Below are 26,062 nucleotides of genomic sequence, written 5' to 3'. Positions count from 1 at the left end.
ATGGCGAACCCTTTTAAAGGCGCTATGTCATTCTTCGGGCTGGCAAGTACCGAAGATGAAGACCGGGATATAGAGGAATACTCGGCCGAACCGTCGGATTCGACTTTCGATGATGACGAGGATGTTGCCCCCCGGCCTTCTTACACGACTGAGTCCGCTCCGCCATCTTCCGTCACACATACCCCAACCCCGAGGTCGCGCATGAACCGCATCACAACGATCCATCCTAAAACATATGAAGAGGCACAGCTGGTGGGCAGGGCTATCCGCGACGGCGTCCCTGTCGTGCTCAATCTGACCGGTGTCCCTGAGGCAGTTGCCTACCGTATTGTTGATTTTTCTGCAGGCGTAGTTTTCGGGGTCCGTGGGTCCATCGAACGTGTCACCCCGCGTGTTTTCCTCCTGAGCCCTGCCCAGGTCAACATCAAGGTTGAACAGGCTGCCCAGGACAGTACTGCTGCCGGGCTTTTTGACTGAGAGCTCCGGTCCCTGTTCCGCCCTCTGCACCTCTGAGCGGTTTGCTGCCCTGTACCGCTTCTTCTTAGCGGTCAGCAGATTCACAGGTACCATACCGCAAGGCGGATATAATGTTCCTTATGTCTCTATTCTTCGTACTGCGCATTATCCGCATCCTGCTCAGCGCGTACCTGTTTGTGCTTACCGTGCGGGTTGTCCTGGACTGGGTTGCCCTTCTCAGCAGATGGCAGCCGGGACGGGTCGCGTACCCCATTGTGAATGCTGTTTATACAGTGACTGAGCCTCCCCTGCGCCTGATGCGGCGCATCATCCCTCCGCTCAGGATCGGGCCGGTCGCTCTTGATGTAGGGTTTATGATCCTGTATTTCGGCATAACCATGGTCACATATTTCCTGCCGTAGTCCTGAGGCCTGCGTACGCAGCTTCTGTGCTGTACCCGGTGTGCAGCCTTGCTGGCAGGGAGGCGGAGGGGCTGTCCAGATAAGGCTAACCCAAAGCTAACCGGACGGTCAGGATACTGTTTTACAACAATCGTGATACCATAATTAATGGTAGTATATTGGACAATTGCATACCGGAGCAGATATGGCACTTTTAACACCAGGAGATATCCGTAATAAGAAGATTCCTCTTGCGGGTCGTTTTCAGCAGGGCTACAACCTGGATGAAGTTGACGATTTCCTCGAGGAGTGCGCCCAGACGGTTGATGAGCTTGGAAAGCAGTATGCAACGCAGACCCAGTCCCTGGGCCCTGATGTTGCGGCTTTGAATACTCAGGTATCACAGCTGACGGGGGAGAATACAAGGCTCCGCAGCGAGCTGAGTGCTGCGCAGGAAAAGCTCCAGCAGAGTTCAGCTTCTTCATCGGAGGCGGAGTCGTCACTGCGGAGTGAACTTGATTCAGCCAACGATCGGATCAAGACCCTGACTGGCCAGGTTGACCAGGCAAAAGTCCAGATGGACACTGTAAACCAGCAGAATGAGCAGCTTAAAACACAGGTCGATCAGCTGAACGACCAGATCAACCAGCTGACAGACCAGGCCGCACAGGGCAGCTCTGCTTCCGAGGCTCTGCAGCAGCAGCTTACCGGGCTCCGTAATGAGAGAGACGAATATATGAAGCGTGGGGAAACGCTTACTCAGGAGCTGCAGAATTCACAGCTTGCCGTACAGGAAGCAAACCGTAAGGCTGAGGACGCCGAGCATCGCCTCCAGGAGGCTGCCCAGCGGGCCGAGGAGGCCAGCAGGCAGGTTGAGGCTATGCAGGCACAGCTGGCAACGATGCAGAACGAGCTCAATGAATCCGCTCAGCGCGAGGAAACGCTGCGGCAGCAGGTTTCTGCCTCGGAGCCGAGCACCGAGACCGGCAGTCTGGAGAAAATCGCTGCCGCTGCCTCAGATGAGCGCAAGAGCACATCGGAGAAGGCAGCTCAGATGCTCGCTATGGCTATGGAGCTGCATGACAAGTATGTCAACCGCGGCAAGGATGAGGCAAACCAGCTTGTTAACGAGGGGCATTCCCAGCACGACCAGATCATTTCTGAGGCTGACCAGTATGCCAAGGAGACCCGCGCAACGGCTGATGCCTACTCCACAAAGACCCGTAATGATGCAGACAACTACTCTGCAGTAACACGCAGTGAAGCTGATGAATACAGCAAACAGCAGCGTTCCGACAGCGAAGCATATGCTGCGCAGGTACGTCAGAATGCTGATGCCTATAACACCAAGACCCGCGGCGATGCTGATATGTATTCACGCCAGGTCAAGGATAAGCTGTATGCGGATTCCAAGGTTATTGAGGGCAATATTGACAGCCTGAAACAGTTTGAGTCGGATTACCGCGGACGTTTGACGAGCTTCCTTTCCCAGCTTTCTGACCAGATCAATAATACCGATAATTATTCAGGGGGAGCCCAGCAGGATGCCGGCAGCTCCCAGGCCAAGTAAAGCCAGGGCTTATCTTGTGGGCAAGCAGGTATCGGGACGGCTGTACGGCAGTATCCGCTGTATAGCCGTCTTTATAGTTGTGGCGGTTTTCGGCCTGTGCGCAGACCAGGCGGCAAAGGCCTGTGCACTGCGGGTGCTTAGCGGGGGCAGATCCATAACCGTTATCCCGAATGTGATAAGCCTGGAGCTTTACAGGAATGCCGGCGCGTCCCTGGGATTCGGGTCTTCGGTGACTGCAGTGATTTCCGCTGCTGCTTTGTGCGCCTGTGCTGCGCTTATCATTGCGGGCATCCGGTCTGATTCGGCTGCATGGTCCTGTGTACTGGGGCTGGCACTTGCCGGTGCAGGAGGCAATGCGATCGACAGGATCGTTTATGCCGGCGGTTTCATGGACGGCAAAGTCGTTGATTTTATCAACTATGGCTGGTCGGTAGGGAACCTGGCCGATGTGTTCCTTACTTTTGCCGCTGCAGGGTTTATTATCCTTATATTTAAGGGGGTACCGCTGCGAAGCAGGGAAGCAGCGGCAAAAGGCCCCGGAGGCAATGCACAGGATCCTCCCCGGGGGGCAGTGTGATGGACCGCGTCATGCCTGTCCCCGAAGCGCTGATAGGTATGCGTTTTGATATTGCGGTATCAAGGATGCTGGGGGTTTCGCGTTCACAGGCAGCGGCTTATATTGACAGAGGGGAAGTATCGATTGCCGGCCGCGGGTCTCAGAGGTCAGCACAGAAATCAGAAAAACTGGCACAGGGCGATTCGATTGAAGTTGCGATTGCGGAAGAGAGGGATAAGCCTGAACCGGTTGATTACGGTATGCGTATTGTTTATGAAGATGATGACCTTGTTATAGTGGATAAGCCGGTTGGTATGGCTGCGCACCCATCCGTAGGATGGACCGGCCCTACCGTCCTGGGGACGCTGAAAGCGCGCGGCGTGCACATCACGGAATACGGCCCGCAGGGAAGGCAGGGCATAGTATCACGATTGGATGCAGGAACCAGCGGGCTGATGCTGGTATGCAAGTCCGAGCTGGCATATAGGGAAATGCGCCGGCAGTTTTCCGAGCATGAAGTAACCAAGATCTATTATGCGGTAGCCCAGGGCAGCCTTAAGCAGGATAAAGCTACTGTTGACGCTCCGATCGGCCGTGACCCTGTTGCCGATTTCAGGTTCACTATAATGCCTGACGGGCGTCCTGCCATTACCCATTGGGATGTTATGGAACGTTTCGGTGAGACGACATATATCTCCGTTAATCTGGAGACCGGGCGCACACATCAGATCCGCGTGCATATGTCATCTATAGGCCATCCCCTTGTAGGCGATACTATGTACGGGGCTAACCCCGTTTTGGCCCGCGGGCTCGGCATCGGCCGCCAGTGGCTGCACTCGATGAAACTTGAATTCAAGCATCCCCATACCCGGCTCGTGGTCCATGTAGAATCTGAACTTCCCGGGGACCTGGCACATTCCCTGGAAACGCTCCGTGCCCGCAGCCGGCAGCAGAGGCAGGCCGTTTAGCTGCCGGTAAACTGGACTATACATTACGCTAGATTGGTGTATATGGCTTCTTCGACTACCGCGGATTTCGTGCATCTCCATAACCACACGGATTACTCTACCCTTGACGGGGCGGTACCGGTAAAGAAGCTGGTCAGCGTAGTCAAATCCCTGGGCCAGAAAGCCGTGGGCATCACTGACCATGGCAATATGCATGGTGCGTATGAAATGTGGCGTACTGCAGTTGATGAAGGGATCAAGCCGATTATCGGGATCGAAGCGTATGTGACCCCGGGGACGGCCCGGTCAGATAAGACCCGGGTGCACTGGGGGACGCAGGATCAGCATTCTGACGATGTTTCAGCCAACGGCTCCTATACACATATGACCATGTGGGCTGAAAATGATGAAGGCCTGGTCAACCTGCTCAAAGCGTCTTCCCTGGCGAACCTTGAAGGCCTTATGGGCAAGAATCCGCGTATGGACAGGGATATCCTGAGCACATACCACTCCGGGGTCATTGCTACTACGGGCTGCCCGTCAGGTGCTGTGCAGACAAGGCTCCGTTTGGGGCAGTACAGGGAGGCGCTGCGGGAAGCGGGGGAGCTCCAGGATATTTTTGGCAGGGACAATTTCTATGTTGAAGTTATGGACCATGGGCTGCCTATTGAGAAGCGTGTGGCTGAGGACCTGCTGAGGATCGCGGATGAGATTGGCGCCCCGCTGGTGGCGACGAATGACTCGCATTATGGCTTGGAAGAAGATGCCCAGGCGCAGGATGCCCTTTTGTGCATCAACTCGGGGTCACGGCTGACTGACCCCAACAGGTTCCATTTTGACGGCAGCGGGTACTACATTAAACCTGCTGAAGAGATGCGCAGGCTTTTCAAGGATTTTCCCGGTGCATGCGATAACACTATTGAGATCGCAGAGCGGTGCAATGTCATGTTCGACGACCATGAAGACGGCGCTTATATGCCCGAATTTGACTGTCCTGAAGGATGGGATGCTACATCGCTGTTTTTGCGTGATGTTGAGAAGGGCCTGGAGAAGCGCTATCCTGACGGCGTCCCTGAAAAAGTGGCGAAACAGGCTGATTATGAATGCGGCGTGATCTGCCAGATGCAGTTCTGCGGCTACTTCCTTGTTGTGGCTGATTATATCAACTGGGCCAAAACCCACGGTGTTATGGTAGGTCCGGGAAGAGGCTCTGCTGCAGGGAGCATGGTCTCCTATGCGATGGGCATCACAGAGCTGGATCCGCTTGAGCATGGCCTTATTTTTGAGCGCTTCCTGAACCCGGAGCGTGTATCCCTCCCTGATATCGATGTGGATTTCGACCCTGCAGGCCGCGATGAAGTCCTGCAGTATGTCACCCAGAAATACGGCGCTGATAAAGTTGCCCAGTGCGTAACATACGGGACCATCAAAACCAAGCAGGCGCTTAAAGATTCCGCCCGCATCCTTGATTATGAATTCCAGATGGGTGAAACGATCACAAAAGCGCTGCCCGGGGCTGTGGGCGGCAAGGATATCGGCCTTCATGATATTTTTGACCCTAAAGCCAAACGCTATGCAGAAGCCCAGGAATTCCGCGACCTGTACAACGGGAATCCTGATGTGCAGAAAATTACAGAGAAAGCAAAAGGTATTGAAGGGCTGATCCGCCAGACAGGCGTGCACGCATGCGCTACCATTATGGCATCGCAGCCTATCACAAATACCTCGCCGCTACTCAGGCGTACTGACGGCACTATCACAACGACTTTTGAATACCATACATGTGAGACCCTCGGGCTTGTAAAAATGGATTTCCTGGGGCTGGCCAACCTGACAGTGATCAAGGAGGCCCTTAACAATATTGAAGCAAACGGTAAAGGCCATGTTGATATTGCCCAGATCCCCATTGATGATAAGGCTACATATGAGCTCCTGTCTTCGGGGCATACCCTGGGCGTGTTCCAGCTGGATTCCGACGGTATGCAAAGCCTGCTCAAACAGCTGCGGCCCGATAACTTCAACGATATTTCAGCCCTTATCGCACTGTACCGGCCTGGTCCCATGGATGTGGATTCACATAATAATTATGCAAAGCGTAAGAATGGCCTTCAGGAGATCAAGCCGATCCATCCTGAACTGGAGAAGCCTCTTGCGTCGGTGCTTGACGAGACATACGGCCTGATCGTGTATCAGGAGCAGGTCCAGTCTGCTGCGCGTATCCTTGCAGGCTATTCCCTGGGGCGCGCAGATGTCCTGCGGCGCGCTATGGGCAAAAAGAAGCCCGAGGTGCTGGCAAAAGAGAAAGTGCCTTTCTTCGAGGGTATGGAAGAACACGGGTATTCCCAGGAGGCAGCGCAGGCTGTATGGGATGTCCTGGTGCCTTTTGCGGGATATGCTTTCAATAAAGCCCACTCCGCGGCGTATGGGCTGATATCGTACTGGACAGCGTACCTGAAGGCCCACTATCCGGTGGAGTTTATGGCTGCGCTGCTGCAGGGCGAGCATTCGAATAAGGATAAAACGGCACTGTATCTGGGCGAATGCAGGCGTATGAATATCAGGGTCCTACCGCCGGATGTCAATGAATCAGTTGACCATTATTCCGCTGTGGGGGATGATATCCGTTTTGGCCTGGGGGCAGTCCGCAACGTCGGCACAAAAATCGTTGAATCAATAGTCGAAGAACGTGAACGCGCAGACGGGAAAGGGAAATTTTCCGGCTTCCTTGACTGGGTGGACCGGATGCCTGTATCCACGCTTAATAAGCGTACTGTGGAATCCCTTATAAAAAGCGGTGCGTTCGACAGTATTGACCCTAACCGGCGGGCTTTGTTCACTGTCCATGAATCGGCGATCGACCAGGTGATACCTTTGAAGCGCAAGGAGGCTGAGGGGCAGTTCGACCTGTTCGCCGATGCTGGCGGCTCGGGATCAGCAGCTTCTGCGGCCCTGGGCGATGCCAATATCAGCGTTCCTCCTATTGACGAATGGGATAAAAAGACCAAACTCAATTTTGAGCGTGAGATGCTTGGGCTGTATGTATCCGACCATCCCCTGAGCGGCCTTGCCGCAGTACTGTCCAGCCTGAGCGACATGTCCATCCCGCAGCTGCTGAACCGCGCTTCTGATATGCCGGAGCGTTCCCAGATAACCATCGCAGGGCTGGTAACCGGTGTTGACCGCCGTGTGTCTAAAGCCGGCAAGCCGTGGGCGCTGGTGACCATAGAGGATCTGGAAAGCAGCATCCAGTGCCTGTTCTTCAGCAAGTCGTATACAGAGAACCAGGATAAGCTCATCATCGACAGTATTGTCCAGGTCAAGGGCAGTGTATCTGTGCGCGATGACGGCGTCAGCATTTACGGCCGTGAAGTCGAGATCCCCAATGTGGATTCTGTTGATGTACAGCCGGTGCAGATCAGCCTTCCTGCGAGGGCGCTTGAGCAGGGGAGGCTCCAGCGGCTGTCGGCAGTGCTGGCGCATCACCCGGGATACTGTGAAGTCAGTCTGGCGGTTATGCAGCCGGATAGGAAGACCGAGATTATCCGCTTTGGGGACAAGTACCGCGTTACACGCGACACATCGCTTTTTGGTGAGCTTAAATCGATTTTTGGGCCCCGGTGCATTGAAGCCTGAGCCTGGGGAAAGGTTGCAGGAAGGCGCGGCATTGGGCGGCAGCTGTGATGATACCGCGTGGTATCCCAGGCATCAGGATCCGTTTTTATTATGATCGGTGCCTGCGCATACCCTGTTAGTATGGATAACAGGAAGCACAGGATTGCGGCAGGTATCAGCGGCGTCAATCTGGGCAACTGGCTTGTCCTTGAAAAATGGATGTCCCCTTCTGTCTTTGCTGATGCAGGCGGGGCAGAAGATGAGTATTCCCTTTCCCGGAACCTTGCGTATGATGAACTTGCGCGCCGGCTGGAGGCTCACAGGGATACGTATATTACGGAAGAAGATTTTGCCTGTCTCGCTGCAGAAGGTATAGACACAGTGAGGCTTCCCGTGCCCTTTTTCCTTTTCGGCGGCTGCCCTCCCTATATCGGGTGTACCAGCTATGTGGATAAAGCTTTTGCCTGGGCTAACCGTTATGGGCTGAAGATCCTGCTTGACCTCCATACCGTTCCGGGAAGCCAGAACGGTTTTGACAACGGCGGACAGATTGGTGTGGTCTCCTGGCATACATCGCACAAGGATATTGCGTTTGCCCTGTCTGTGCTTGACCGTATGGCCCGCAGATACGGCAGGGATGACGCACTGTTCGGCATTGAAGTGCTGAACGAGCCCAAGCTCCCGATGCGGTTCCTGAAAAGGTTCTATGCAACAGCGTATATAAGGTTGCGGCGGATACTCCCGCCGGAGAAAGCAGTAGTTTTCCATGACGGTTTCAACCTTCCTGGTATGGCAGCCGCATTCCTGGCAGACAGACGCTTCAGGTCAATGGATAACGTATATGTGGATACGCATGTGTACCTTACTTTCACGGAACAGAAGATCGAGCGGTTTCTAAAGCATACCCCCGGCATGCATGCCGGGCGTACTCCGCGTGAGCGCCACCGTCAGCTGTTGTATACATGGGGCATAGGGCTCGATAAACTGTTCATCCGCAGTGTGGATAAGATCGTCCCTGTGATAGCAGGGGAATGGTGTGCAGAGAGTTCTGTCGGCAAGCTGCAGGCCAGTGCGAAGGGGATTGCAGAGGCTCCCCGTTTCACTTCTTTTGTAGCGCAGCTTCACCGGGAAGCTTTTCCCCGCCAGTTTTTCTGGAGCTATCAGATAGAAAGGGATCCGGCCCGGCGGGATTCGATGCGCGGTACATGGAAAGAATTCTGGGACTGGCGCATGTGCCATGATGCAGGGATCGTCTGACCTTTCCGCATGATGCCCGCCCTTCTGTATTCCTGCTGGATTTAGCATACCCTTCAGAGTCCCGGCCGCGTGTTTGCCAACGCGGCTCGCCCAGCGTACAAATGTGTCGGCTCACCCAAAGCGCAGATGTGCGCGGTACTGCAACACAGTATCCTTTCAGTACTGGCTGCAGCCTGCCGTTTGTGTCTGATCCGGCAAATCCATATATGCGTGTTGGGTGAGCGTCCCGGGCAGAAGAGGCGGATTTTCCCCCAGGCAGGAGCAGGGAGCATAGTTTCGGATATGGGAATATCTGATACTGCCCTCACTCTATGATAAGAATCACGATCAGGACCACAGGCCATCCGGATACAGGTACGGCATCCGGGCTTAAGAAAGGACAGCGATGGCAGTTATTTCCAGTGAGGATACACTGAAGATGAAAGAGGCGTTCAGCCAGGATAAAAAGAATATCCTTGCGCAGCGTGCGTCGGCGACGAATGGCCTGCTGAAGGCGGCAGAAGACCCGTTCGTTATTGCCCGCAACAGAAACCCGTACTCGACCGATCTGGTTTCTGACGAGGTGACTAACCAGAAGCATTCCGGGCGGTGCTGGATGTTTGCCGGGCTCAATGTGCTGCGGTTCCATCTGGAGAAGAAGCTCAATGTTGAAAATTTCGAGCTTTCCCAGAATTTCCTTTATTTTTATGACAAGCTGGAGAAATCCAACTATTTTTATGAGAACGTTATTGCTACAGCTGATGACAGCCTTGATGATCGCAAGACAGCCATGCTCTTTGAAGAACCCGAGAGCGACGGCGGCTGGTGGCAGTATGTGGTCAACCTGGTAAAGAAGTATGGCGTGATCCCCAAAAATTCCATGCCTGAAACCGCCAATACCGAGAACTCTGATGCAATGAATGAGCTCCTTAACCGCAAGCTCCGCCAGGATGCCCTGAGGCTCCGCGACATGGTCAGGGCAGGCGCTTCCGGCGATGATATTGAGGCTGCGCGTGCCCATATGCTTGAGGGTGTGTACAGCATCGTGTCTGTAGCACTGGGGACGCCTCCTGAGAGTTTCCGTTTCCAGTACCAGGATAAAGATAAGAAATACCATGATGAAGGTGTTATGACGCCTAAAGGGTTCTTTGACACATTCATTGGCGCTGATATGGATGATTATGTAGCACTCGGCAGTTATCCGGCAGACAGGCTCCAGTTCAACAGGCATTATTCCCGGGAGCTGATGGGCAATATGGTAGGCAGCCCTGACCCTCATTGGCTCAATGTTACGGCTGATGATATGAAGGTTGCTGCAGTGAAGCAGCTGCAGGACGGTGAGCCGGTATGGTTTGGATGCGATGTCGGCCAGTCTTCAGACCGTAAAAGCGGTGTTATGGACACTGACCTGTATGATATGGCCACCCTCGTAGGCGTTGATTTTACCATGGATAAGCGTCAACGCATAATGACCCGTGAAAGTGCAGCTACCCATGCCATGACCCTTGCAGGCGTTGATGTGATCGACGGCAAGCCTGTGCGGTGGAAGGTCGAGAACAGCTGGGGCGATGAGAACGGCCAGAAGGGGTATTTTGTGATGACTGATCCGTGGTTCGATGAATACACGTTTGAGGTCGTTGTCAATAAAAAGTATCTCAGTGAGGATATAGCAAAGCTGTATGAAACCGAGCCTGAGGTGCTTCCTTACTATCTGCCTTTCTGATCTGTTCTATGCCGAAGCAGGGTCAGCGGATCCTGGCCAGTGACCCACCGTCAAGCGTGAAGAGTTCCTGCGCATACCTGAGGGTGCTTCCCCGATGGGAAACGATCACATAGGATTTGCTGCCCTGATGCTTCATAAGGGACTGCATCAGTTCTGCTTCGAGCAGGGCATCCATATTGCTCGTTGGCTCGTCGAAGAACATGAGGCTGGCACTGCTCAGGAAAGAACGTGCAATGGCTACACGCTGGCGCTGCCCGTCAGACAGCTGCGAACCGTTGCGGCTGAGCTGTGTATCCAGGCCGTCCGGCAGCTGGTCAATGAGATCATCCAGGCAGGCATGATGCGCGGCCTGCATGATGCGGTTTTCAGAGGCATCCGGGTCTGCGACGGCGATATTGTCACGGAGTGTTGAGTCGAATATGAAAATATCCTGGCTTGACAGCGTCTGTACGGTACGCAGGCTGTCGGTGGCAACAGTATTGATATCCGTACTGTCGATGCTGATATTCCCGGTGCTGCGTACCCTGAAGCGCATAAGCAGGTCGATGAGGGTAGATTTCCCTGCCCCGTTCGGCCCCTGGACAGCGATGCTGCTGCCGGGGGCTATCGTCAGGTCGATATTCCGGAGTACGGCTCTGCCGTTTGAGTAGCTGAAGCCCATCTGCGATGCAGCCTCGCCGGTAAAAGGCATGGTTTCGATGCGGGCTCCGTCAATGATCGGTGCTGCTGCGGGTTTTTCGTCAAGAAGTGCAAATACACGCCTGGCGGATGCAAGGGTGGGCTGCAGCCCCGCACCGAGCCGCGATACTGAGATCAGGGAAGGGAAGGATGTGGCAAAACCGGTGACGGCGGCGAAGGCTGGTGCAATAGGCAGGTTCCCGTGGGCCGCCAGGGAAGCAGCGGCAAGCGTGAACAGGATAAGCATGATAAGGCTTGCGGCATCTGCAGTGCGCATATTTGAGTAGCGGTATGAAGTTGCGTGTGACCGGCTTCCCAGCATGGTGCCGCTGGCATCCATGACCTGCGAGTACGCTTCATTGCTGGCGTCAAACTGGAGAAGGGTATTTTTCCCGTCAAGGTAATCAAGGACCTGTGTGTGCACCTGCCCTTGGCTCTGACGTTCTTTATACGCATATGCACTCGTAGGGCCTGCGAAGAAGAGGGGGATCAGTATGCCAACGATCAGGTAGCTTCCGAGGGCTATGCCGCCGAGAAGGGGATGGATGGCACTGAGTACTGCCCACATAATGATGCTGTTGCCTGCGCCTATCATAAGCGGCGAAAGGGTATGGGCGTAAAATACTTCAAGCAGCTCAATATCTTCAGTGAGGACTGTGACAAGATTGCCCCGGGCTTTCCCGGCGACCCCTGCGGGGGAGAGCGAGCGTACATGGTCAAAAGCCAGCACCCGGACATCCCGTAAAATACTGAATGCTGCCTGATGGTTGAGGTACTGTTCGAGGAAAGAGAACATCCCCCGCACCAGCCCGGCTGTTGAGGCGATAACCGCCAGCAGGGCGCATACAGCCGTGTGCCCCTGGAATCCTGTAAAAATCGCCATGACTGCTGCCATGACTGCGATGGTTGAAAGCAGGTGCCCAGTCAGCCCTGCGGCAGCTGCACCGGCTACGGTCCTCCTGTGGCTGCCCAGGAATCGTGCCATACGCTTCACGGTGCGGAAAAGTGCCGCGCTGCCGGATGGGGATGAGGGGCTGCTGCCGGGTACAGGTTCCGGTGCGCCCCTGACGGCTGCTGCCGGGCTGCTGCTGCCGGCATCCGAAGCTGGCACGGGGATACTCTCTGCCGGTGCTGCCGCTTCAGCTCCCGGTTTCGGCCCATGCCCGCGGTCCTGCTCTGGCGCGGCCCCTGCATTCTCAACAGTATTCTGATGCCGCCACTGGTCTGCAAAAAGCCCGTCCATGCCCATAAGTTCGTCGTAAGTCCCCATTTCTGCGATGTTCCCGCCGTCAAGCATCATGATCGTATCTGCATGGCGGATATTGGAAAGCCTGTGGGTAACAGCGATGACACATGCTTCATGGGAAAGGTCCAGGAGGAGCCGCTCCAGGGCCCGGTCATGGGCGGCGTCCACTGCACTTGTCGCTTCGTCGAAAATGTATATCTGTGCGTCATGCAGCAAGCCTCGAGCGATGCACAGCCGCTGGCGCTGCCCGCCTGAGAAGTTTGACCCGCCGGCACTGACGGGTGCGTCAAGCCCGCCCCGGCTTTCAATCTTCGGCCACATATCCACCCGCTTAAGTGCACTGGCTATGTGCTCTCTGCTGATGCCGCGCTTTCCGATATCCATGTTGTCCGCAATAGTCCCGGCAAATAATGTATCTGTACCGCGGACCGCCACTGCGAGATGGGAGAGTTCCGCATAACTGTACGAGGAGGCTTCCCGTCCATCAATAACGGCGGAACCCGCGTATTGCGGCAGAAGCCCTGTAAGCACATTGACAAGTGTTGACTTGCCGCTGCCGCTCCGCCCGGCGATCCCGACGAACCCATGGGCTTTAAATGAGGCAGTGATGCTGCGGAGGGCTTCAAAGCCGTCGCTGTATGCTACTGACAGGCCGGACAGGGAAATAAGCTCATCGCCGGCAGTACTGGTAACAGCAGTATCTGCGCCGGTGCCGGCGGTGCCAGCGCGGACACGACGCCCGCCGCTGCTGTCCCCGGCCGGGACAGGGATTGGGGAAGGTGCAGGTACTGAGGCAGTATCCGGCGCAGGCAGCGGGACTGTGGCAGAGGCCTGCTGTCCAGCTGTGAAATCATCCCGGACCTCAACGATCTGCCTGCCGAGCTTCATTGCCTTTGCTGCATCGTGCACCAGATAGATCAGGGACCGTTCGGGGATGAAAAGCCGCACCCCCAGTACCGCTACAAGGATCCCGTTGAATGCCGCTGCAGGCAGGGCAGTACCTGCAGCCCCGACCGGGGCTGCAGGCGCAGAAGTAAAAACAGCAATAAGGACAGAAGCTATCACAGCTGCCGCTATAACGAAATCTGCAGCAATAAGGCTCCGCAGCTGCCCTTTAAGGATCTGCATAGTTATACGCCTGAAGCCTTCAGATTCCTCTCTGATCTTCTCGGATTCCCTCTTATCGGCCCTGAAAATTGTCAGGGTAGAAAGGCCCCGCACCGCCTGTTCAAAGTGGATCCCGACTTTATCATATTTGGACAGATGCGCAGACAGATATTTAAGGTTGGAATCGCGGATCATGTTGGCAAATACCGGCATCACAAGCATCCCGGCAGCAATGGCTATACCGGCCCATACATTGAAAGGCAGGAAAATAAGGACCGCAGTGCATATCATAAAAGCTGTCTGCACCATTGCCGGGATAAAATTGCTGAAATACGAACAGACAGTTTTGATCCCCTCAGTATCAAGCATAGCAAGGGTCTGGTTCGGCCTCCCGCTGCTTTTCAGGCTTTTGACTGAAATATCCTGCGGTACAAGGAATGCATGCGTCATATCAGACGTCAGGGCGCGGGCAACCGTTTCGTCGCTTTTTACTGCAGCCGAGTCTGCGGTCCGCGACAGGAGTATGCGTACCACTACCAGTATCAGCGAAGGCACAGTTACTGACGCTGCTGCCGCCCCGGCAGCAGCCGGGAGAACTGAATGGAAGCAGCCGTATACGTGTGCCGCCGGTGATCCGCCGGAAGTATGAGCGCCGCACAGCAGCGCCAGGATATCCGCCAGATAGATGATAATGGCAATATCGGTGAGAAAAGACAGGGACCGCCGCAGCCCAATGAGGACAGAACGTTTTACGGATACGCCCGGCAGTTGCATCATTTTTTTGTTGAACATATTTTCTATTTTCTTTCATCACGAATAGCTATCACTCATAGTAAAGGAACATGGAACAACTTTCCAGCGGAATGTAAAAGTTCACCGGGGGTGTAGAACAGGGAGTGTAGAACGGAGAGTGCAGGGCAAGGAGTGCAGAGCTGAGGGCAGCAGACATGATGCAGCAGGCATCGGGGAACGGGCAGGAGCAGGGAAAATAGCGCAGGCATTGCGGTGTATAAAGGGTATAAAAGGTATGAAGGGGTATAAGAAGTATAAGGGTCTGGAGCGCGAATAGCGGGGGCAGGGTCCGGCGGATGATTTATCTGCTGCGTGCTAAAATCGTCGGCAAGCTAGCATTCCGGCAGCAGCTATAGCCTGGCCGGAACAGGACGCAAAGGCAGGACCTTATGGACGCATCAGAAGGAACAGCAGACCTCACAGCCCCCGTCACCAGTACCGGTGCCGGCAGCGGGCTCCACAGCGACGGCACTGTAAGCAGCGCCTCCCCGCATCATGCCAGGCACGCTGGTATCCGTGATATCCCGAAGGATAAAGTTATTGCCCGTGCGATAGGGCTTTATAAGGTATACGGCAGATCTGCGGACACGCAGGTAGTTGCGCTGGACCATCTTAATGTTGATTTTGAGAAGGCAAAAATGACGGCGATCATGGGCCCTTCAGGATCAGGAAAGTCTACATTGATGCATTGTATGGCGGGTCTTGATACCCCTTCCTCAGGCCAGGTGATAGTTGAAGGCCTTGAAGTATCGTCAATGAAGCAGAAACAGCTGACGAAACTTCGCCGGGAGCAGATAGGCTTCATCTTCCAGAGCTTCAACCTGGTACCTACCCTTACCGCAGAAGAGAATATCCTTCTTCCGCTGCAGATAGGGCATAAGAAGATCGACCGCAGCTGGTTCGACCGGATCGTAGATGTGGTAGGGCTGAAAAACCGCCTGGACCACAGGCCAAGCCAGCTTTCAGGAGGGCAGCAGCAGAGGGTCGCCTGCGCCCGTGCGCTTATGTCGCGGCCCGCAGTGATCTTTGCGGATGAGCCTACAGGGAACCTTGATTCCCGGTCTTCCCGGGAAGTACTGTCCTTCCTGCGCAATTCTGTACAGGAAGACGGGCAGACCATTATTATGGTGACCCACGACCCGAAAGCAGCGTCTTACGCCAACCGCGTCCTTGTCCTTGCTGACGGCCGCATTACCAATGATATGGATGAACCCACATACGACGACATCCTTGATGTTTTCGCTTCCGGCAACGAATAAAGGAAGGTAGGCAGAGGCATGTTTACAATCGGTTTCAGGGATGCGCGCTCCCATTTTACGCGCTTTATCATGTCTATTATCGCCATTGCGCTGGGTACCGCTTTTATTGTGGGATCGTTCAGTTTCCGGAATATGCTGGAAGACCAGCTGGCCGCTGCATATGCTTCCTCAAGCGAAGGCGATGTTTATGTGCGCGGTGCCGATAAGGCAGAAGGGTCCTCAGCCTCTTTCGGTTCTTTAGCGTCTTCGTCGGCAAATTATAATACGGTCTCTGAAAAGCTGGTTTCGGAAATAAAGAAAACCCCCGGAGTTGCGACAGCTTTTGCCCTTACTACGGTAAGCGGTACAGCCCTGGTGGGCAGGAATGAAGAAGTGGTAACATCGGGGACAGCGGGTGTAACGACTGTATCGATGGCTAAAGATGCCACGTGGCGTTCTACCCGGTTTACTTCCGGTACGTATCCGAAGGGTCTGGAGCAGATAGCCTTGCTTAAGGCGACAGCAGATGCTGCCGGTCTGAAAACAGGGGACAGCACAACTTTTGTATATCCCAGCGGCCCGAAGAAAGTGAAAGTCAGCGGTATCTTTACGCTGGATGAAGTCGCCCAGGGGACCCTTTTTGTGGGCATTGACCCTTCTACAGCAAGGGAGGAAACCGCGTATATGCTCACAGGCGGTGCAACTTCCAAACAGGCGTCTGATGCTGCAGCGCAGGCAGCTGCGGCTTCCTCTGCTTCAGGTACAGGCGGTTCTTCCGTATCCGCTTCAGGTTCCCCCGCATCGGCCCCCAGCCCTTCCTCATCCCCCTCTGCCGGGGTTAAGAAGAACTCCTCCGCAGGTTCCGGACTTTCCTCCGCGCAGGCGAGGCGCAGTGCCGCGCAGCAGAAGGAGCTCCAGGAACGCAGGCTCCGTGAAGCTCGGGAACAGGCTGAACGTAAACGCCAGGAAGCCATTGATTCCGCAAATGAGTACGTCACATCAATAACGGTCTATGGAGATACCAATAACGGAAAACCTCTGACGCAGTCTCAGCAGGAAGCACTTGCGCAGAAGATCGGTTCACAGATCAAAAACGCCCCTGCAAATTCAGGGAAGCATAAGGCCAGTGCAGTCACAGGCGATACCCTGCGTTCCGAGCAGAAGGACAGTATCAACGACACTATGGGGTTTGTCCAGCCGATGATCCTGATATTTGCCTTCATTGCACTTTTTGTAGGTACATTCATTATTGCCAATACCTTCTCCATGATAGTACGCGAATCTATGCGCGGATATGCCCTCCTGCGTTCAGTAGGGGCGAGCCCGAGCCAGGTGTTCAGCACCGTGATCATCCAGGCGCTCATGATGGGTGTTGTCGGTTCAGTGATTGGCGTCCTTCTGGGATGGGGCATGATCGCACTTATATCAGCAGGCCTTGCCCGCTTCGGCTTTGCGATGTCAGGGTCTTCAATCCCCGGGTTTGATGCCGTCGGTACTGCCTTTGCCGTGGGGCTCATCATTTCCCTTATCGGTGCAGCGCTTCCTGCGCGCAGGGCTGCCCTGGCCCCTCCAATCCAGGCGATGAATGAAACTGTCAACCCTCAGAAGCCTACCCGGCTGCGCGGGTGGCTGGGGCTTGCCATGATGGTCATCGGGGCACTGTTCTGGTGGTTCGCCGCTGCCCGTGCAATGTACAGCGGAAAGGCAGGCGAAGGGCCGACTCCGGTCCGATGGCTCAATTCGCTGCCTGCTGACGTTGCTTTGGGCATCGGCGCAGGTTTCGTAGTGCTGTCTGTCATCATTATCACGCCTTCATTGGTGGTACCTGCGCAGAAAGTGCTGGGGGCTATACCGCAGCTCCTTTTCCCGGTTTCCGGGAAACTGGCTTCGCGCAATCTTGACAGGTCCAAACGCCGTACTGCGAACACGGCTGCTGCGCTTTTTGTCGGCCTTGCCATTGTCAGCTGTGTAGGCACTTTGACCTCCAGCATTACGGCATCAACAGCGGGGATAGTTGATAACGGGATGAAGTCGGACTTTGTTGTGCGCTCGCAAGTTTTAACATCGCCTCTGCCCTCAGATCTGAAGGCAGATCTGGAAAAGGTCGGCGGTGTCAAATCCGTGACCAGCATGAACCTTGTAACCAATGTGAAGTATGACGGCAAAGAGCTTTCTGGCATGGGAAGCAGGAGCGTCAATGTTTCAGGGAACTATTTCAGGGATGTCATGGATGTGCACATGGTCAGCGGCACTGCCGATTCCGCTGTGAACAGGGGTGAACTCGTTGTAGGCAAAACGCTGGCTGACAATAATAAATGGAAAGTCGGCCAGACCCTTACCCTTTCTACGGCAGAGGGCGAGACCAAAGCCAGGGTCGGCGCCATTACCGATTCTACGGAGTTCAGTTATGTTGTCTTCCTTCCGAAGGCCGTGACCGAAAAGCTGTCGAAAACCACTGCTGAACATACAACAGTCATGTACGTTACTGCAAAACCGGGTACGGACCTGAACGCAGTCCAGAAAAGGATAAAGGAAAAAGTCAAGAAATATTACGTGATCTCTGTGCTCAACAAGGAAGAGTTCAAATCCACGATCGCTACGATGATCAACGGCATCATGGTGATCATTTATGCGCTGCTGGCACTGTCGATCATTATTGCAGTCTTTGGTGTAGTCAACACTATGGCGCTGTCAATATCTGAACGGACCCGGGAGATCGGCCTGCTGCGGGCTATCGGTACCGGCAACGGGCAGGTCAGGGGCATGATAGCCATAGAGGCAGTTATGATATCTGTCCTTGGCACTGTGCTGGGGATCATTACCGGGGTCGCTGCAGGGGCAGTTGTCCAGAAGGTCTACACTGATAATGGCCTGGGGACTTTGGATATCCCATGGCAGCAGATCCTCGTATTCCTGGGGCTGTCTGTAGTGATAGGCCTTATAGCAAGCCTGTGGCCGGCCCGAAGCGCCCTTAAAATACCGGTTCTCAATGCCGTTAGTGATGAATGATAGGCTTGGGGCATGCGCATAATAGTTGCAGACTGTTCCGCCCGGTATTCAGGGCGCCTCAATGCTTCGCTTCCCCGAGCAAAAAGGGTGATACTGGTTAAAGCTGATCAGAGCTGCCTGATCTTTTCCGAGCTTGGGTCGTATAAACCGCTCAACTGGATGGCTGCGCCATGTACGCTGCGTGAGATCAGCAAGGGCAGCCCCCGGTATGCGTCTGCGTGCACCGATATGGATATCGACAGTGAGGGCAGGGGCGATAGGGATGAGGCCCCTGAAGGTGTTCCCGGCCCCCAGGATATGCCTGCCCCTCCCAGGAAGTTCCTTCACGTATCGGCTGACAAGTCTTCCGACACCCTCATTATTGCGCTGTGGGATATTTTCAGCGACAGTGATTTTGATCTTGGCGAAGACCCGGGGCTGACCAAGGATGGGGTTGAAGACCATCTGCAGCACTATCTTGCCGTGCAGATCGAACGCATAGGGAAAGGCGCAAAACTGGTGCGCCGTGAATATCCAACTGCTATCGGACCGGTGGATATCATGGCAGTGGATGCTGACGGCATGCATGTGGCAATTGAGATCAAGCGTCACGGAGGTATTGACGGTGTGGAACAGCTGACGCGCTACTGTGAGCTGCTCAACCGTGATATGTCGCTGGCGCCGGTACGCGGGATATTCGCCGCACAGACTATCACGGCACAGGCGCGCACCCTGGCGGAAGACCGCGGTTTTGAATGCCTTATCCTTGATTATGAGGAAATGAAGGATGACAATTCCAGCGAGATCATGCTGTTCTAAGCTGTCCTGACGGGTTCAGCAGGCTGCCGGCAGGGATCCTTTAATTATCTCCTTAAAAATATCCGTAAACAGCGTATGTATGGCGGACAGCTGCTTTTGCCTGGGCTGGACGATGCTCAGCAGAAGCGGCGGTACTGACGTATTCTCCAGTTTCAGATGATGGAGCCTCCCCCTGTCCTTTAACGGGTCGATATCTGCCAGAAAACCGATCCCTGCGTTGTTTTCTACCATGCTGTTGACTATGTTGATATTCTTGTTCTGATACAGGATAGAAGGGTAGGTGCCAGTTTTGCGTGAAATTAGCCTGAATGCCTTATAATGGCTGCTTTTTGGGCTCAATAAAATGAATTTTTCATTTGCCAGCTCTTCAAACCTGACGCTGCTCCTGTCCGCCAGAGGGTGCTGCGGGCTGACAGTGATTTCAAAAGGGATATGCAGTATCGTCTCGCTTTTTAGGTAGGGGACTGTGAGTGGTTCCAGAGAGAATATCGCTGCCAGCTCAATATCACCGTTATCAAGAGCGTTAAGCAAGTCATGGGAACTGCCCTCAGTCAGGGCCACATTACCGCTGATGCCGGCCTTCTCGAGTGCGGGGATTATTGCTGCCATATAATAGGAAGCGATAGTATTAGGGATACCCGCATGTATGACTGCGCCGTTTATGCTGGAAATCTCTTCCTGCGCCTTTCCCAGTTCTGACAGGGCTGATTTTGCGTGCTTATAAAATATTTTGCCGTTTTGCGTCAGAGCCATCCTTTTGTGGGACTGGTTCCGTATAATCAGCTGCGCTTTGAAGTCATTCTCAAGGTGTTTTATAGCATATGAAATAGTAGGCTGGCTGACATGGTACTTTTCAGCTGCCCTGGTGAAGCTTTTTTCTTCGGTAAGGGCGATGAAATATTGGATGTCTTTTAACCGCATTTATACTATCCTATGGTTTCGATGCTACATAACGCATCATATAGGAGTCTTCTATCACTGTTATCAGGTTTGACTATAGGCTCTGTAGGGATACATAATATGTACCATAATTTTCATTTATACTGGCAGTTTAAGGAGGTTCATTTTATGGATGGCCAGGCAATTTTGAACGACCCTTTTCGGAACAGGGGTACGGCTTTTACAGTAGAGGAGCGTAAAGAATACGGTTTAACAGGGATGCTCCCTATCCACGTCCAGACACTGGAGGAACAGGCTGCACAGACGTATGCCCAGTTCCTTTCCAAAGATTCGGATATTGAAAAACGCAATTTCCTTATGACGGTTTTCAATACGAACAGGGTCCTGTTTTACAGGCTGATGTCAGAGCATCTGGTGGAATTCATGCCGATAGTCTACGACCCTGTTATTGCGCAGGATATTGAACATTACCATGAGCTGTTCATCCAGCCGCAGGGAACAGCCTATCTGGATATCAACCATCCGGAAAATATCCGGGCAAGCCTTGAAAATGCTGCTGACGGACGCCATATCCGCCTTATCGTGGCCACTGATGCCGAAGGTATCCTGGGCATTGGCGACTGGGGGACGAACGGGTCGGAGATATCTGTCGGGAAACTGATGATCTACACGGCTGCTGCCGGTATTGACCCTGCAGAAGTATTGCCCGTATCCCTTGATGTCGGTACGAATAATGAAAGACTGCGCGAAAACCCTCTGTATCTGGGGAACCGTCATGCGCGGATATATGGGGAGCGATATGACGGTTTTATTGAAAAATTCGTTGAGGCAGCTGAGGGGCTGTTCTCGGGGCTTTACCTCCACTGGGAAGATTTCGGGCGCTCGAATGCTACGAGAATCCTTAAAAAGTATCAGGACAGGATCACAACATTTAATGATGACGTGCAGGGGACGGGTATTGTCTCCATGGCAGGCATCCTTGGCGGCCTCAATATTTCGGGGGAGAGGCTTGCTGACCAGCGTGTGCTGACTTTTGGTGCAGGGACTGCCGGCGTTGGTATTGCAAACCTCATTATGGATGAGATGGTCCGTTCAGGCCTGAGCGAAGAGGAAGCCCGAAAGCATTTCTACCTTGTTGACAAGCAGGGGCTGCTGTTTGAGGATACTGAAGGCCTGACTGAAGAGCAGAAGCCATTTGCCCGCCAGCGTTCTGAATTTGAGGATGCAGATAGCCTGACAGGCCTTCTGGCAATCGTCAGGGCGGTACATCCCACAGTGATGATCGGCACATCTACCCAGGCCGGCGCTTTTACGGAGCAGGTCGTCAGGGAGATGGCTTCCCATACCGAACGGCCTATTATCTTCCCGCTGTCGAACCCCACAGAGCTCGCTGAGGCCAAGGCTGAGGACCTGATCCGCTGGACGGAAGGCCGTGCGCTCGTGGGCACAGGCATACCTGCTGCGGATGTTGAATACAATGGTGTGACGTATCAGATTGGGCAGGCAAATAATGCCTTGATGTATCCCGGGCTTGGCTTGGGTATCCTGGTATCTGGCGCAAAAGTACTTAATGGCGAAACGATATCCCGTGCAAGCCATGCCCTGGGAGGTATCGTTGATGCCTCTAAGCCGGGCGCTGCTGTGCTTCCGTCTGTTTCTGACCTGACGGAGTTCTCCGATACTATCGCCCATGCCGTTGTTGAAAGTGTACTTGAACAGAAGCTGAACCGTAAGGATATCACTGATATCGATGCAGCTATCGCATCTGAAAAATGGGTACCGGAGTATAATTAGCTGCCGGAATAGCTTCAGGATAGCTTCCGAATCCGGTTTTATTGGGCGCTCAGGATATCAACAACGAACACGAGGGTCGAATTTGCCGGGATGCCGTTCTGCGCGGTATCGCCATAACCCTCGGACGGAGGGACTACCAGCAGGACCTGTGAGCCGACAGTCTGGCCGGCAAGCCCGTTCGTCCAGCCCTTGACCACCTGGGAGAGGCTGAAAGTCGCGGGGCCTCCGCGTGACCATGAACTGTCGAACGGCTTGCTGGCGTCTCCGCCCAGAAGCCAGCCTTTATACTGCACGGTCACGGTATCAGAGGCTTTGACTGCTGCGCCCGATCCTTTGATAAGCGTCTGCGCTACCAGGCTTCCATTGGATTTGTACGTATCAAGCCCTGAAATTGACGGTTCCCCGTTCTTCCCCAGGGCTACTTTAGGCAGCGAAGGGTTGGTAGGGGTAACTGGTGTACCCGATGCGCGGGTGGGCACTTTCTTCGCATCGGTCAGGGTGAGGGCGAGAAGGTAGCTGGCGGGCTGCGCTGAGCTGCTTTGCGTGGAAGTGCTGCTGCTTTTTACTCCAATAACAACAGTTGAGTTTACCCGCATATTTTTGAAAAGCTTGTAGAACCCCTCCTGCATCCCCGATTTAGTCAGGAGAGTATTGCATACAGGGCTGCTTGCCCATGTGGAGCTGATCTCTTTTCCTGTAGAGGGATTCAGCACTATCTGATGGAGGCATAGCTGATCACCGTCTTCAGCCTTTTTCCCGTTGCCTTCGCGGGCAATCTGATAGGTATAGTTTTTTACATCGTAGGGGGTCTTGAAAGTGATCGTGGGCTTTTTACCCATTTCGCCTTTGACGGTGAACGGTTTGTCGCTCAGTTCAGCGAAAGCATCTTTCGTCCCTTCTTTTTGTGAAGATGAACCGCAGGCGGTCGCAGTTATGCATATGGCCCCTGTGCAGATTATTGCTGTAAGGGTGTACGCGATTTTTCGAACAGTCTTATTTACCATAGTACCTATGGTAGTGGGGCGAGTGTAAAAAGATGGGTATGAGGGCCGCTCCCCGGGAGTGGGAAAACCCTGAAAGCCTCCTGAATTTCTACAGCTTCGGGCGAAGTATGAGGGAGTTATGCCCATGTTCCGTTAAAATAGGTACGTTAAAGGAAAAACCAGGAGCTTCATAGTGACAAACAACGAAACAGAAACTGATGAGAAGCTTGAAGAGAATGGTGGTCCTCAGGCCGGTGAGCCGGATAGCAGGCTGGCTTTCCGCAGCGGGGACAGTGGGCGCGGCGAGGGTCCGGGCGCTGCTGTGCCGGAAGACCGGCTGCAGGATGGCAATGCGGGGCATACAGCTGATGTTTCTGATAACGGTCAGGAAGGCGAAGCTGAGGCGGGATCCGGCGGCCGGGCATCGCATCGCGAACGGCCGCGAAAAACACGGAAATCCACACGTAAATTTATTGCACGGTATATACTGGCGCCATTTTTTGCGGTAGCTGCCGTTATTGCGCTTGTTGCCGGGATATTGTTTTCAACGGTATGGGGGCCGCGGCACACTTTAAGCGCGCGTGCTGAAAACCTGAACACCAATATTGTATATACGGCCGATGGTGTGGCGAATATCAGCGGTTCCCGCCTGACGGTAAAAGTTACAGGCAGAACTGGTACTGAAGTATGTGTGGCGGTTGCCAATGCACGTGATATTTCTGAATGGGCAGCCAGCGAAAAGCATACTGTCCTCACCGGGCTGGCATCATGGTCTTCCCTTTCCTCACGGGTTGGAGGCGGCACCGCTGCGCAAAGCAGCATGGATACCTTCCGCAGTTCTGACCTGTGGCAGTCCGTTACCTGTAACCAGGGGTCTGTGACCGTGAATGTCCCAGATTCTGACGGGAAGGCTGTTATTGCAGGCTCGTCCCGGCCAATCAGTTCGGTAACGATGGACTGGGTGCGTCTCACGCCTGTAAACTTTAGCCGGCCATGGTACATCGCTGCCGGAGTGTGCGCCGTACTTGCTATTTTGAGCGCTACTATACTCGCTGCATTCAAGCGCCGGCCAAAGGCGAAAAGGAATCTGGCGGCAGATGGCGCTGAGCATCAGGATGCAGAACAGACACAGGTGCTTATGGATGTTACAGAGCAGTTCCGGTATCAGCGGCCTGATGTAGTCCCTACCCACCGTGATCCCGGCCGGCAGCGCGGACGCGGCTTGTTCCGGCGCAGGAACCGTGGAGTGATAAGCGCTGAAGAGGCGCTTACTGCTGATTCCCAGCTGGATGCTGCTTCGGGGACACCTGCGATCGTTGATCCCAGAAGGGCGAATATGGTTGAGCGGGTAGCCCGGAATAATGCTTCAGAGGGAAGTGATGCTACTGCCGGCGGATCCCCCGATTCTGCCGTGACTGCAGCCGATATACTCAACCGTGCCCGTTCGCACAGAGGTTCCTGCAGCGATGCTGACAGCCCCTCAAATCAAAGGCTGTCCGCACTGGCAGCCCGGGCCGCAGAAAGGCCTTCCGGTGCAGAGGGCAGCGGCAGCGAGGCAGCTGAAGATGCATCTACTACCGCATCGTTCAGCGAAATGGCAGCATGGCTTGAGCGTGTCAGGCGCGAAGGGTCCGAGCCTCCGGAAGATAATACAGTTGATATCCTTGCGGATGAAAAAGAAGATGCTGCCCGCCGCAGGCTATTTGAAAACTCTGACAATACACAGATAACAGACATAGAATCGGCGCTGGATGGCAGCCGTGATATCCAGGGGCCGGCCGCAGATGATGCTGAGGCTCCTGGTCCCACTGGCAACGACAGCGGCGGCACGGACAGGAATACTGATGAGAATACCGAAAGCAGCGGAGGTGCCAATGACTAAAGATAAGTGGATACGGACTGCCAAGCGGGCAGGGGCTGCCCTGTTCAGTATAGCTGCTGTGGCTGCCCTTGCTTCGTGTGGTACTCCCGGACCTAAGAAAACGGACATGTCGAATACAACAGTGGTAACGGTAAGCCAGGAAGAGAGGATCCGCAAGCGTATCATCCAGCGTATTTTAGAGCTTGATGATTCAAAAGATACTGAGGCGCTCAAACAGTTTGCCTCCGGCCCTGAACTGACAGTGCGGACAAGCCAGCTGGCAGTAGCTAAGGCAACGGATTCCATAGACCAGACTGCAGATATCCCTGACGGCGTGCAGCAGATCATGATCCCGACTGAGGCAAACTGGCCGCGTTCGATCTTCTCCATCACAACGACCACAGAAAACCAGCAGTCAGGCCGCCTGCTGGTGTTTTCACAGGATTCTGCCCGTCAGAATTATAAGCTGTGGGGGCTGGTCCGCCTGTTTTCAGGTGTCCAGCTGCCTACGTTCCGTCAGCAGACCCCGGCAACAAAAAGCTCTGCTGAGATCAATGATCCGAACCATACCGGTATGGCAGATCAGGGCGGGCTTGTTATGACCCCTGCCGATGCGGTACGGCAGTATGCAGATATCCTGCAGAACGGATCTTCAAGCAAGTATGCGAAGAGTTTTGAGAACGATTCCCTGCGCACTGAACTTGCGAAACTTACTGCGACTATAGATGACGGTGTGAAGCGCAACGGCGGTACGCAGCAGCAGACATTCACATATAAGGATGGGGCGATCCGCGTGCTTATGACTGCCCAGGCCTCCCGCCTGAAAGGGGCGAAGCTGGGGGCGCTGGTCATTGCCCAGATCGATTCTTCGTGGACAAGGACAGCAGGTGAGGACCGTACATCGCTTCCGATCTCTGATGCAGAAAAAGCACTGTTCGGTGACCAGGAAGGCAAGCAGACAATAGTAGCCAATTACACTAATGTGGTTGCCTTATACGTCCCCTATGCGAACAGCGGCTCTAATGCCAAAGTGGAGTGTGTGGGGGCCGAACGGGTCCCCGTGTCCGTAGAGGCGCGGTAACCTGCAGCAGGCTGCTGCGTATGACAGACGGTGCTGCTCCTGAACAGAGGCGGCACCGCTGCATGGGGAACAGC

Annotated in this window: 17 protein-coding genes; 14 read left to right on the top strand and 3 right to left on the bottom strand. The window is 54.3% G+C overall.

All coding sequences use genetic code 11. The annotated features are described in order from the left end of the window. From HMPREF9156_RS0104475 to HMPREF9156_RS0104440, 8 genes are all read left to right on the top strand, one after another. Positions 1-477: a cell division protein SepF gene (locus tag HMPREF9156_RS0104475; protein ID WP_007147595.1), complete on the top strand. Its 477-nt coding sequence runs from the start codon at positions 1-3 to the stop codon at positions 475-477. 119 nt (positions 478-596) lie between these two features. Then, the gene (locus tag HMPREF9156_RS0104470) at positions 597-878 is read left to right on the top strand and encodes a YggT family protein (RefSeq protein ID WP_029246364.1); all 282 of its coding nucleotides are present in this window, start codon (positions 597-599) and stop codon (positions 876-878) included. Between the two features lie 184 nt (positions 879-1,062). Next, positions 1,063-2,427, top strand: coding sequence for a DivIVA domain-containing protein (locus HMPREF9156_RS0104465; protein WP_007147593.1), 1,365 nt, complete (start codon positions 1,063-1,065; stop codon positions 2,425-2,427). Next, the gene (locus HMPREF9156_RS06900; RefSeq protein WP_007147592.1) at positions 2,402-3,004 is read left to right on the top strand and encodes a signal peptidase II; all 603 of its coding nucleotides are present in this window, start codon (positions 2,402-2,404) and stop codon (positions 3,002-3,004) included. Before HMPREF9156_RS0104465 ends, HMPREF9156_RS06900 begins: the two co-directional genes overlap by 26 nt. Continuing rightward, positions 3,004-3,951 (top strand): RluA family pseudouridine synthase, encoded by a 948-nt coding sequence (locus tag HMPREF9156_RS0104455; RefSeq protein WP_007147591.1) that lies wholly within the window; start codon positions 3,004-3,006, stop codon positions 3,949-3,951. Before HMPREF9156_RS06900 ends, HMPREF9156_RS0104455 begins: the two co-directional genes overlap by 1 nt. 42 nt (positions 3,952-3,993) lie before the next feature. After that, positions 3,994-7,563, top strand: coding sequence for a DNA polymerase III subunit alpha (gene dnaE / locus HMPREF9156_RS0104450; protein WP_007147590.1), 3,570 nt, complete (start codon positions 3,994-3,996; stop codon positions 7,561-7,563). Between the two features lie 120 nt (positions 7,564-7,683). Continuing rightward, the gene (locus tag HMPREF9156_RS0104445; RefSeq protein ID WP_029246363.1) at positions 7,684-8,799 is read left to right on the top strand and encodes a glycoside hydrolase family 5 protein; all 1,116 of its coding nucleotides are present in this window, start codon (positions 7,684-7,686) and stop codon (positions 8,797-8,799) included. A gap of 385 nt (positions 8,800-9,184) precedes the next feature. Further along, positions 9,185-10,501 carry a C1 family peptidase gene (locus HMPREF9156_RS0104440; RefSeq protein WP_007147588.1) on the top strand — a complete coding sequence of 439 codons (1,317 nt, stop codon included), beginning with the start codon at positions 9,185-9,187 and terminating at the stop codon, positions 10,499-10,501. Between the two features lie 22 nt (positions 10,502-10,523). Here the strand turns inward: HMPREF9156_RS0104440 and HMPREF9156_RS0104435 are convergent, their stop codons facing one another. Continuing rightward, positions 10,524-14,324, bottom strand: coding sequence for an ABC transporter ATP-binding protein/permease (locus tag HMPREF9156_RS0104435; protein WP_007147587.1), 3,801 nt, complete (start codon positions 14,322-14,324; stop codon positions 10,524-10,526). 389 nt (positions 14,325-14,713) lie between these two features. Between HMPREF9156_RS0104435 and HMPREF9156_RS0104425 the strand changes: the two genes are divergently transcribed. From HMPREF9156_RS0104425 to nucS, 3 genes are read left to right on the top strand one after another with little or no spacing between them, the layout of a single operon-like run. Then, positions 14,714-15,583: an ABC transporter ATP-binding protein gene (locus HMPREF9156_RS0104425; RefSeq protein WP_007147586.1), complete on the top strand. Its 870-nt coding sequence runs from the start codon at positions 14,714-14,716 to the stop codon at positions 15,581-15,583. A gap of 18 nt (positions 15,584-15,601) precedes the next feature. Continuing rightward, positions 15,602-18,571, top strand: coding sequence for an ABC transporter permease (locus tag HMPREF9156_RS0104420; RefSeq protein ID WP_007147585.1), 2,970 nt, complete (start codon positions 15,602-15,604; stop codon positions 18,569-18,571). 12 nt (positions 18,572-18,583) lie between these two features. Then, positions 18,584-19,369: an endonuclease NucS gene (gene nucS, locus HMPREF9156_RS0104415; RefSeq protein WP_007147584.1), complete on the top strand. Its 786-nt coding sequence runs from the start codon at positions 18,584-18,586 to the stop codon at positions 19,367-19,369. 15 nt (positions 19,370-19,384) lie between these two features. Here nucS and HMPREF9156_RS0104410 read toward each other — a convergent pair whose 3' ends face one another. Beyond that, the gene (locus HMPREF9156_RS0104410; protein ID WP_007147583.1) at positions 19,385-20,290 is read right to left on the bottom strand and encodes a LysR family transcriptional regulator; all 906 of its coding nucleotides are present in this window, start codon (positions 20,288-20,290) and stop codon (positions 19,385-19,387) included. A gap of 147 nt (positions 20,291-20,437) precedes the next feature. Here HMPREF9156_RS0104410 and HMPREF9156_RS0104405 point away from each other — a divergent pair, with 147 nt between their 5' ends. After that, entirely contained in the window at positions 20,438-22,063 is a 1,626-nt protein-coding gene (locus HMPREF9156_RS0104405; protein ID WP_007147582.1) for a malolactic enzyme, read from the top strand. 38 nt (positions 22,064-22,101) lie between these two features. Here HMPREF9156_RS0104405 and HMPREF9156_RS0104400 read toward each other — a convergent pair whose 3' ends face one another. Then, positions 22,102-23,067 (bottom strand): FKBP-type peptidyl-prolyl cis-trans isomerase, encoded by a 966-nt coding sequence (locus HMPREF9156_RS0104400; RefSeq protein WP_007147581.1) that lies wholly within the window; start codon positions 23,065-23,067, stop codon positions 22,102-22,104. 172 nt (positions 23,068-23,239) lie between these two features. On the opposite strand from HMPREF9156_RS0104400, the gene HMPREF9156_RS0104395 reads away from it, so the two are divergent. Further along, complete coding sequence (locus HMPREF9156_RS0104395; protein ID WP_007147580.1) at positions 23,240-24,928, top strand: prolipoprotein diacylglyceryl transferase; 1,689 nt, start codon at positions 23,240-23,242, stop codon at positions 24,926-24,928. After that, a complete protein-coding gene (locus HMPREF9156_RS0104390) occupies positions 24,921-25,988 on the top strand; it encodes a hypothetical protein (RefSeq protein ID WP_007147579.1) in 1,068 nt (355 codons plus the stop codon). The genes HMPREF9156_RS0104395 and HMPREF9156_RS0104390 overlap by 8 nt, the downstream gene beginning before the upstream one ends. The last annotated feature ends 74 nt before the right edge of the window (positions 25,989-26,062 follow it).

Source organism: Scardovia wiggsiae F0424 (assembly GCF_000269605.1).
In the GTDB taxonomy this organism is placed as follows: domain Bacteria; phylum Actinomycetota; class Actinomycetes; order Actinomycetales; family Bifidobacteriaceae; genus Scardovia; species Scardovia wiggsiae.
The sequence above is the reverse complement of the archived record's forward strand: the minus strand, read 5'-3'. Positions and strand labels throughout refer to the sequence as shown.